At 62.7% G+C, this 9,244-nt stretch carries 11 protein-coding genes; 8 read left to right on the forward strand and 3 right to left on the reverse strand.

Annotated features, from left to right (window positions below; translation table 11 throughout):
* The first annotated feature begins 27 nt into the window (after window positions 1–27).
* From obgE to AC2FM3_RS14185, 3 genes are read left to right on the forward strand one after another with little or no spacing between them, the layout of a single operon-like run.
* Window positions 28–1,062, forward strand: a complete 1,035-nt coding sequence (obgE, locus tag AC2FM3_RS14175) for a GTPase ObgE (RefSeq protein WP_005983058.1) — start codon at window positions 28–30, stop codon at window positions 1,060–1,062.
* Entirely contained in the window at window positions 1,050–2,156 is a 1,107-nt protein-coding gene (proB, locus tag AC2FM3_RS14180; RefSeq protein WP_496682943.1) for a glutamate 5-kinase, read from the forward strand. Before obgE ends, proB begins: the two co-directional genes overlap by 13 nt.
* 51 nt (window positions 2,157–2,207) lie before the next feature.
* On the forward strand, window positions 2,208–3,470 hold the full coding sequence (locus AC2FM3_RS14185; protein WP_496682946.1) for a glutamate-5-semialdehyde dehydrogenase: 1,263 nt from the start codon (window positions 2,208–2,210) through the stop codon (window positions 3,468–3,470).
* 9 nt (window positions 3,471–3,479) lie between these two features.
* Here the strand turns inward: AC2FM3_RS14185 and AC2FM3_RS14190 are convergent, their stop codons facing one another.
* Entirely contained in the window at window positions 3,480–4,076 is a 597-nt protein-coding gene (locus AC2FM3_RS14190) for a histidine phosphotransferase family protein (protein WP_496682948.1), read from the reverse strand.
* Between the two features lie 46 nt (window positions 4,077–4,122).
* Between AC2FM3_RS14190 and AC2FM3_RS14195 the strand changes: the two genes are divergently transcribed.
* The 5 genes from AC2FM3_RS14195 (at window position 4,123) to tsf (ending at window position 7,911) form a co-directional block, all read left to right on the forward strand.
* Window positions 4,123–4,305: a DUF3553 domain-containing protein gene (locus tag AC2FM3_RS14195; RefSeq protein ID WP_496682951.1), complete on the forward strand. Its 183-nt coding sequence runs from the start codon at window positions 4,123–4,125 to the stop codon at window positions 4,303–4,305.
* Window positions 4,306–4,413: 108 nt separating this feature from the next.
* Entirely contained in the window at window positions 4,414–5,169 is a 756-nt protein-coding gene (olsB, locus tag AC2FM3_RS14200; RefSeq protein WP_496682953.1) for an L-ornithine N(alpha)-acyltransferase, read from the forward strand.
* The gene (gene olsA / locus AC2FM3_RS14205) at window positions 5,156–6,010 is read left to right on the forward strand and encodes a lyso-ornithine lipid O-acyltransferase (RefSeq protein ID WP_496682955.1); all 855 of its coding nucleotides are present in this window, start codon (window positions 5,156–5,158) and stop codon (window positions 6,008–6,010) included. Before olsB ends, olsA begins: the two co-directional genes overlap by 14 nt.
* Window positions 6,011–6,178: 168 nt before the next feature.
* Window positions 6,179–6,958 carry a 30S ribosomal protein S2 gene (gene rpsB / locus AC2FM3_RS14210; RefSeq protein ID WP_490360883.1) on the forward strand — a complete coding sequence of 260 codons (780 nt, stop codon included), beginning with the start codon at window positions 6,179–6,181 and terminating at the stop codon, window positions 6,956–6,958.
* A 77-nt stretch (window positions 6,959–7,035) separates the two neighbouring features.
* Window positions 7,036–7,911: a translation elongation factor Ts gene (tsf, locus tag AC2FM3_RS14215; protein WP_496682959.1), complete on the forward strand. Its 876-nt coding sequence runs from the start codon at window positions 7,036–7,038 to the stop codon at window positions 7,909–7,911.
* A 345-nt stretch (window positions 7,912–8,256) separates the two neighbouring features.
* On the opposite strand, the gene AC2FM3_RS14220 is transcribed toward tsf, so the two are convergent.
* Window positions 8,257–9,009: a helix-turn-helix transcriptional regulator gene (locus AC2FM3_RS14220; protein ID WP_496682961.1), complete on the reverse strand. Its 753-nt coding sequence runs from the start codon at window positions 9,007–9,009 to the stop codon at window positions 8,257–8,259.
* A partial coding sequence (locus AC2FM3_RS14225; RefSeq protein WP_496682963.1) for a type II 3-dehydroquinate dehydratase occupies window positions 9,006–9,244 on the reverse strand: 239 nt, incomplete at its 5' end. The genes AC2FM3_RS14220 and AC2FM3_RS14225, both read right to left, overlap by 4 nt.

The following is a 9,244-nucleotide window of genomic DNA, read 5'->3' on the forward strand; positions in this document are numbered from 1 at the left end:
ATGGGGCCTTTGCAGTAGGGGACTGACATGAAATTTCTCGATCTTGCAAAGGTCTACATCCGGTCCGGGGCCGGCGGTAGCGGGTGCGTCAGCTTCCGACGCGAAAAGTACATCGAATACGGCGGCCCCGATGGCGGGGACGGCGGCAAGGGCGGGTCCGTCTGGGCCGAGGTCGTGGACGGGCTGAACACCCTGATCGACTTCCGTTATCAGCAGCATTTCTTTGCCAAGAACGGCCAGCCCGGCCGGGGCCAGCAACGCACCGGCAAGGATGGCGACGACATCATCCTGCGTGTGCCCGTCGGAACCGAGATCTTGGACGAGGATCAGGAGACGGTGATCGCCGACCTGACCGAGGTGGGGCAACGTGTCCTGCTGGCGCGGGGTGGCAATGGTGGTTTTGGCAACCTGCATTTCAAATCGGCCACAAACCAGGCGCCGCGCCGGGCCAATCCGGGGCAGCCGGGCGTAGACCGTACAATCTGGTTGCGTCTGAAATTGATTGCCGATGTGGGGCTGCTGGGCCTGCCGAATGCGGGCAAATCGACCTTTCTGGCCGCCACCTCGAACGCCCGGCCCAAGATCGCCGATTATCCCTTTACCACGCTGCACCCCAATCTGGGCGTCGTCGGCGTGGACAACGTAGAGTTCGTGGTGGCCGACATTCCCGGCCTGATCGAAGGCGCGCATGAAGGCCGCGGCATCGGCGACCGTTTCCTGGGCCATGTCGAACGCTGCGCGGTGTTGCTGCATCTGGTCGATGGCACGTCTGAGACCATCGCGCAGGACTATCACACCATCATCCACGAGCTTGAGGCCTATGGCGGCGCGCTGGCCGACAAGCCCCGTATCACCGTGCTGAACAAGATTGACGCGTTGGACGAAGAACAGCTTGAACTGGCCAAGGCCGAGCTGGAAGAGGCCGTGGGTGGCCCTGTCATGACCATGTCGGGCGTCGCCCGGCAGGGCGTGACCGAAGTTCTGCGAGCCCTGCGCGCCCAGATCGACGAGAACCGCCTGCGCCAGAAACCCACCGAGGAGCGCGAGACGTGGCAGCCCTGACCGACGCAAAGCGCCTGGTGGTCAAGATCGGCTCGGCGTTGCTGGTCGATCGTGCGACCGGCAAGCTGCGTTCGGACTGGTTGCATTCGCTGGCGCAGGACGTGGCGTGGCTCAAAGGGCAGGGGACGGATGTGGTTCTGGTCTCTTCCGGTTCGATTGCCCTGGGGCGCGGTGTTCTGGGCCTGCCCGCAACCGCACTGTCGCTGGAGCAATCTCAAGCCGCTGCCGCCGTCGGGCAGATCCGGCTGGCGCGGGCCTATGAAGAGGCGTTGGCACCGCACAACATCACCACGGCGCAGGTTCTGGTGACGCTCGAAGACAGCGAGAACCGCCGCCGGTACTTGAATTCGCGCGCGACGCTGGAAACTCTGCTGGGTTTGGGTGTTGTGCCCATCGTGAACGAGAACGATACGGTGGCCACGGATGAAATCCGTTACGGCGACAATGATCGCCTAGCCGCGCAGATCGCCGTGACCGTCGGTGCGGACCAATTGATTCTGCTGTCCGATGTCGATGGATTCTACACCGGCAACCCTGCCGAGGACCTTTCTGCCACCCGGTTTGACGTGATCGACGCGATCACGCCCGAGATCGAAGCGATGGCCGGTGACGCCGGTTCGGGGCTGTCCAAGGGCGGCATGAAGACCAAGCTGATGGCCGCGCAGATGGCGACGGCGGCGGGCTGCGACATGGCGATTACGGAAGGATCGCCTTTGAACCCGCTGAAGCTGCTGAACAATGGCGCGAACAGCACTTGGTTTAAGGCCAAGCTGGACCCGCATGCGGCGCGCAAACGCTGGATCTCGGCGATGAAGCCGCGGGGCGAGATCACGGTCGATGCAGGGGCCGCGCGGGCGCTGGAGAATGGCAAAAGCCTGTTGCCGGCCGGCATCGTCGAGGTGACGGGCGATTTCGGACGGGGCGACCCGGTGGCCATCAAGGACCACGAGGGCCGACGCATGGGATTGGGGCTCAGCCGCTACACCGCGTACGAGGCCGACGCCATCAAGGGGCGCAAATCCTCCGAGATCGAGGACACCCTCGGCTATCCCGGCCGTGCGGTGATGATCCACCGTGACGATCTGGCTTTGTAGCCGCGAAAACTGATAGATTTGGCTGGTCCGACGACCGGAAAGGCAGATGACATGAAGGACTTTGACAGCATTCCCGCCCTGATGGCCGATCTTGGCAAGCGCGCCAAGGATGCGTCTCGGGACCTGGCCTTCGCCTCGGCCGAACGCAAACACGCGGCGTTGATGGCCGCCGCCGAAGCCGTTTGGAAGAACCGCGCACAGATCATCGAGGCCAACAAGAAAGACCTGGACTATGGCCGCGAAAAGGGTCTGAGCCCCGCCATGATGGACCGTCTGATGCTGGACGAGGCGCGCATTCAGGGCATGGTCGACGGGTTGCGCACCGTGGCCGCACAGACCGATCCGGTGGGTGAGGTTCTGGCGGAATGGGACATGCCCTCGGGGCTGAACATCCGCCGGGTACGCACCCCGCTTGGCGTGATCGGCGTGATCTATGAAAGCCGCCCGAACGTGACCGCGGATGCCGGGGCGCTGTGCCTGAAATCGGGCAACGCCGTGATCCTGCGCGGCGGATCCGAGAGCTTTCATTCCTCGACCGCGATCCACGCCTGTCTGGTCGAGGGTCTGAAGGCCGCAAACCTGCCCGAGGATGCGATCCAGCTGGTCCCGACCCGTGACCGGGCGGCGGTGCAGGAATTGCTGACCATGACCGACTATGTCGACGTCATCGTTCCGCGCGGCGGCAAGGGGCTGGTCGGGCTGGTTCAGCGCGAGGCGCGGGTGCCGGTTTTTGCCCATCTTGAAGGGATCGTGCACATCTACATCGACAAGGCAGCGGATCCGCAGAAAACGCTGGACGTGGTGCTGAACGCCAAGACCCGCCGTACCGGCATCTGCGGTGCGGCAGAATGCCTGCTGGTGCATCAGGATATCGCGGAAACGCTGGGGCGCGACGTGATCGCGGCGCTGCTGGCCGCGGGCGTCGAGGTGCATGCCGCAGGTGCGCTGGCCACCGAAGGCACTGTGCCGGCCAGCGATGACGATTGGGGCAAGGAGTTTCTGGACAGCATCATCGCCGCAATACCGGTGGCCGATATCGACGCGGCAATCGCGCATATCCGCCAATACGGATCGAACCACACCGATTGCATCATGACCGAGGATCAGTCCGCCGCCGACCGCTTCTTTGAACGGCTCGACAGTGCGATCTTGATGCACAACGCCTCGACCCAGTTTGCCGACGGAGGTGAGTTCGGAATGGGCGCCGAGATCGGGATCGCCACGGGCAAGATGCACGCACGCGGCCCGGTGGGGGCGGCGCAGCTGACCAGCTTCAAATACCTGGTGCGCGGCAACGGCACGACGCGCGCCTGAGTCGCCGCGTCAAAACCGCAGCACCACGCGGGTCGCGCCCGTTTCGGCCGTGACCCGTCGGCCCTGTGCGGCCGCCGTCTGCGGCAGCAGGGCGAACTGCACCTGCGCCGGCGTGACCTTGTTGGCGAATGTGCCGGTCGGAAGGCTTTTCCAAAGGTCGGGATCAACATTCATGCGGTCGGCCGTACCAGTGACCGTCCATTTGTCGCCCACGCTGTCGATCTTGACCTCGCCGCCCATCGGCATGGCGCTTTCGCAGCACATGATGGCCAGAAAGGCCAGTTTGATCTGATTGCGCGGCATCGCCTCGGTGACGTTCCAATGCACCCGGACACGGCCCGCACGCTCGACATCACGCAGCAGGTCCGTCACTTCGCTGCGGCCCAGCGGCTGATCGCTGGCCGCGCCAAAGGCCACGCGGAAGAACCGGATTCGCGCCCCGGCGCTGCCGACGCTGCCTGTGATCAGCTCCATCTCGGGGCCTTGGGTGCCGCCAACCATTTCCAACAGCTCCAGCCCATTGGTGATCGCGCCGATCGGGCTGATCAGATCGTGGCAGATCCGAGAGCCGATCAACTCGGCCAGGTTGACGTTGGTGTCGCCCATGCGTACCTCCTGAAATATCCGCCCATGCACGACCCGGAGCCGCCGCATGACAGATATGAATGCCATTCTTGCACCGGGCATGTATGTCCGCCACCCCGATTTCCCCGATTGGGGTGTTGGACAGGTCCAGTCCAACATCGCGGGCAAGATCACCGTGAACTTTCGCGACCAGGGCAAAGTGGTGATTGACGGAACACGCATCGCCCTGATGCCGGTTCTTGATCCCTGAAACTGGTTTAGGAAAGGTTAACATTGCTCGCCACCCGGTTCGTGTTGCCATTCGCCGTGCGGCTGCGGTATCAGCGCTGAGATCGCAACTGGGAACCGACCTTGTCACATGCCGGACGCAGGCCTTTCATTCACAGTCAAACTGGCCGAAACCGATGACGAACTGCGCGCGGCGCAGCGACTGCGTTACGACGTCTTCGTGCAAGAACTGGGCGGCGGTGGTGAGATGGTCGATCACGCCGAACGCCTTGAGCGCGACCGGTTCGATCCGTATTTCGATCACATGCTGGCCTATGACGACTCGACCGGTGCGGTTGTCGGCGTCTATCGCCTGCTGCCCGGAGACCGGGCGGCCGAACTGGGCCAGTTCTATTCCGAAGACGAATATGACCTGACGGTCCTGAAGCGCAGCGGGCGCAAGCTGCTGGAGCTGGGCCGGTCATGCCTGCATCCCGACTATCGCGGCGGAACCGCGATGTATCATCTGTGGAACGGGCTGGCGCGCTATGTGGCCGAGCGGGACATCGAGGTTCTGTTCGGAGTCGCCAGTTTCCACGGAACCGACGTGCAGGCGCTGGCGCAGCCCTTGTCGATGCTGCACCACAACCACCTGGCCCCGCCAGAACTGCGCGTGCGGGCGCAACCAGAAGTGTTTCAAAGCATGGACCTGGTCGCCCCCGATAAGCTGGACCGCCGCGCGGCGATGGTGCAGGTGCCCGCGCTGATCAAGGCCTATCTGCGGCTGGGCGGGTTCGTTGGGGAGGGGGCCTTCATCGACCACGCCTTCAACACCACCGATGTCTGCCTGATCCTGGACACCGCGCGCATGAACGACCGGCAGAGGCGCATCTATGGCGGAGCGTGACGTGACGAACCAGGCGCTTTGGTACAGCGACGACGCCCCCGACCCGGTCCGGCTGGGCCTGCTGGGCTGGGTTCTGGTGCTGGTGCGCGGGCTGCCGTTGGCGCTGTTGGTGGTCGTTGGGCTGATCGTTCTGCTGACCATCCGCCTGTTCGAACGCCCCCTATGCGGGATACGCCGCCCGGTTTCGGCCTTTGTCCCGCAACTCGTGTCGCGCAACGCATTTCGTATCCTGGGCATCGGTTTCCAGACCTCGGGCGCGTTGATGCGACAGCACGGCGCGGTTGTGGCCAACCATTCATCGTGGCTGGACATCTTCGCGCTCAATGCCCGAAAGCGGGTGTATTTCGTGTCCAAGGCCGAGGTGGCCAAATGGCCCGGCATCGGCTTTCTAGCCCGCGCCGCCGGGACCGTGTTCATCGAACGTGACCGCAGAAAGGCCCACGCGCAGACCAAGCTGTTCGAAGAGCGCCTGAAAGCCGGGCACAAGCTGCTATTCTTCCCAGAAGGCACCTCGACCGACGGGTTGCGGGTTCTGCCCTTCAAAACAACGCTTTTTGCGGCGTTCTTCGCCGAGGAACTGCGTGACTTCATGTATGTTCAGCCGGTGACGGTGATCTATCATGCACCAGCCGGGCAACCGGTCAGGTTCTATGGCTGGTGGGGCGACATGGATTTCGGGCCGCATCTGCTCAAGACACTGGGCGCGCGGCGTCAGGGGCGGGTCGAACTGATCTATCACGCGCCGGCCAAGGTCAGCGATTTTCCCGACCGGAAGGCGCTGGCGGCCCATTGCGAAGAGGCCATCCGCCATGCGCACGCCTTGGCGCGCCCTGAAAAATAGGGGCGGTTACCCCTTGCGTTGCCCGATATCCTGCCGTATACGCGCGCCATTCAAACCCGCAGGCGGGGTTTGGCCGTTTTGAGGGAGACATCCTCATCACGGCCGCCGGTTGGAGCAACCGCTTCTTTCACCCCCGCCAAGGCGTAAACCGGAAAAGGAAAACACAGCATGGCTCTTCCCGAGTTCACCATGCGTCAGCTGCTGGAAGCTGGCGTTCACTTCGGCCACCAGACCCAACGTTGGAACCCGCGCATGGCTCCGTACATCTACGGCGCGCGCAACGGCATCCACATCATCGACCTGACCCAGACCGTTCCGATGCTGGACCAGGCGCTGCAGGCCGTTCGTGACACCGTCGCCAAGGGCGGGCGTGTTCTGTTCGTGGGCACCAAGCGTCAGGCTGCTGGCCCGATCGCCGAAGCCGCCGAGAAATCGGCCCAATACTACATGAACCACCGCTGGCTGGGCGGCACGCTGACCAACTGGAAAACCGTTTCCCAGTCGATCCAGCGTTTGAACCAGATCGACGAAGCCATGGAATCGGGCGCCGAAGGCCTGACAAAAAAAGAGCGTCTGGGCATGGAGCGTGACCAGGCCAAGCTGCAGGCCTCGCTGGGCGGTATCCGCGAGATGGGCGGCGTTCCGGATCTGCTGTTCGTCATCGACGTCAAGAAAGAAGCCTTGGCCATTGCCGAAGCCAACAAGCTGGGCATCCCGGTCGTGGCCGTGGTGGACACCAACTGCTCGCCCGATGGCGTGGACTATGTGATCCCGGGCAACGACGACGCAGCCCGCGCGATCGCGCTGTACTGCGACCTTGCTGCGCGCGCGGCGCTGGACGGCATGTCGGCGCAGCTGGGTGCCGCTGGCGTCGATCTGGGCGCATTGGAGGAAGCTCCGGCGGAAGAAGCCGTGGCCGAAACCAGCGAAGCCCCCGCCGAGGCGTAAGCTGCCTGTCACATGACTGACATATGGGGCAGGGTATGACCTGCCCCAATCCCATTTGAATTGAGGAGAGCCGAACCATGGCAATCACAGCAGCACTGGTGAAAGAACTGCGCGACGCGACGGGCGCAGGCATGATGGACGCCAAGAAGGCGCTGACCGAAACCAATGGTGACATGGAGGCCGCCGTCGACTGGCTGCGCACCAAGGGTCTGGCCAAAGCGGCCAAGAAATCGGGCCGCACCGCGGCCGAAGGCCTGGTGGCCGTTATCGTCGATGGGGGCAAGGGTGTTGCCGTCGAAGTCAACGCCGAAACCGACTTCGTCGCCAAGAATGCCGAGTTCCAGGAAATGGTCGGCGAGATCGCAAAAGCGGCGCTGAATGTCGACGATGTCGAAGCGCTGAAGGCCGCCGATCTGGGCGGCAAGACCGTTGCCGACATCCTGACCGACAAGATCGCCAAGATCGGCGAGAACATGTCGCTGCGCCGGATGGCCAAGATCGAAGGCGACAGCGTGGTGTCCTATGTGCACAACGCCGCAAACCCCGGCATGGGCAAGATCGGTGTTCTGGTTGCTCTGTCGGGTGGTGACGAAGCAATCGGCAAACAGATTGCTATGCACATCGCCGCCGTGAACCCGGCCGCTCTGTCTGAAGCCGATCTGGATCCGGCCGTGGTCGAGAAGGAAAAGCAGGTTCAGATGGACATCGCCCGCGAATCCGGCAAGCCCGAGCAGGTGATCGAAAAGATGATCGAAGGCCGCATGAAGAAGTTCGTGGCCGAGTCGACCCTGCTGAACCAGCAGTTCGTGGTGAACCCGGACCTGACCGTCGAAGCCGCGGCCAAGGAAGCCGGCGCAACCATCACCGGTTTCGTGCGCCTGGAAGTGGGCGAAGGCATCGTGGTCGAGAAAGAAGACTTTGCCGCCGAGGTCGCCAAGGCCGCGCAAGGCTGACCCGGCCAGCGCCCGGCAATTGTGCCGGGCCAACCAGACCGAACCGGTTGCGCCCCGCGCAGCCGGTTTTTTTTAGTGCGAAAGTCGGAAGAAGAATGTCGGGAGGCCTCGTTACTAATGGGGATGGACGAGGCCCCCCGTGATTACCAACAACGGATCGCGGACGAATAAGCGCCCGTCGCCAGAGGTGGTCGAACTGCCTTGGAAATACAAGGATCCGACCCAATGTTCCCTGGCCAAAGCCACCACTCACGGAACGATATCACTGTGCGATTTTGGGGGCGTTCGGGAAAGTCATGTATTCCTTACCCAGCGTCAACTTGAAGTTGGGCGCGGGTGTGCAGGTTAGGCTTCCATGACGAATATCTGATTGTGCAGCGACGCCTTCAGCACGGCCTGGGCCGTGGTTTCGACCGATAGCGCCTCGCGCGCGAGACGCAGGTGTTTTTCGACCGTGGCCGAGGTCAGCCCCATCAGCAGCGCGATGTCCTGCGTCGTCTTGCCGTCTCCGACCCACTCCAGCGCCTCTCGTTGCCGTTTGGTCAGCGCGCGGTTCGGCGGAACATAGGGCAGGGTGAGGATCTTGAGATGCGCGACATTGTTCATGAGCAGGATATCGGCACCATGCTCGGCCCAGATCGCGTCCAATTCGTCCTGCGTGCGGCTCAGCGAGGCCAGCGAGATCGCACCCTTCGAGCGAACCGACACCGAGGTAAAGCTGACCGTGTAACCGACTGTTATTCCCTTGGATTTGTTGAAATCGTAGACCTTGCGCTCCTCGGCCGTCATGGTGCCGCTGGACATCATATCCTGAATCATGCGCCAACTGGCCGCACCTTCGTGATTCAGGGCCCATTTCAGCATCGGCGCGTGGAAATACAGCCCATCGCGCAGGAACCCGTCCATGTATTCCTTGCAGTGGTTGGTCAGGATCACGAAATCTTCGGGATCTCCCAGCGATGTAGGCGTGCGGTATTGAGTATGGCCATACAAAAGCCGATCGAACCCGTATTGCTCCATCTGGTCGGTATGAGCGGCCCAGAGCTCTTCTAGGGTTTTCACATAGCTCAGGAAATTCAGATACTCGCTTAGGTTCATGCGCCCCCCGTGTCCTGCAAATGAGCGGCAAGGGCGTCCAAAGCCAGAACATAGCTCTGTGCGCCGAAACCGCAGATCTGCCCGAGCGCGACCGGCGCGATGTAGGATCTGTGCCGAAAGGATTCGCGTGCATGGATGTTGGACATGTGCACTTCGACCACCGGCAACTGGACGGATGAGATCGCATCCATCAACGCGATCGAGCTGTGCGTGTAGGCGCCGGCGTTCAGGATGA

This window comes from Ruegeria sp. BHSB172 (genome assembly GCF_059613165.1).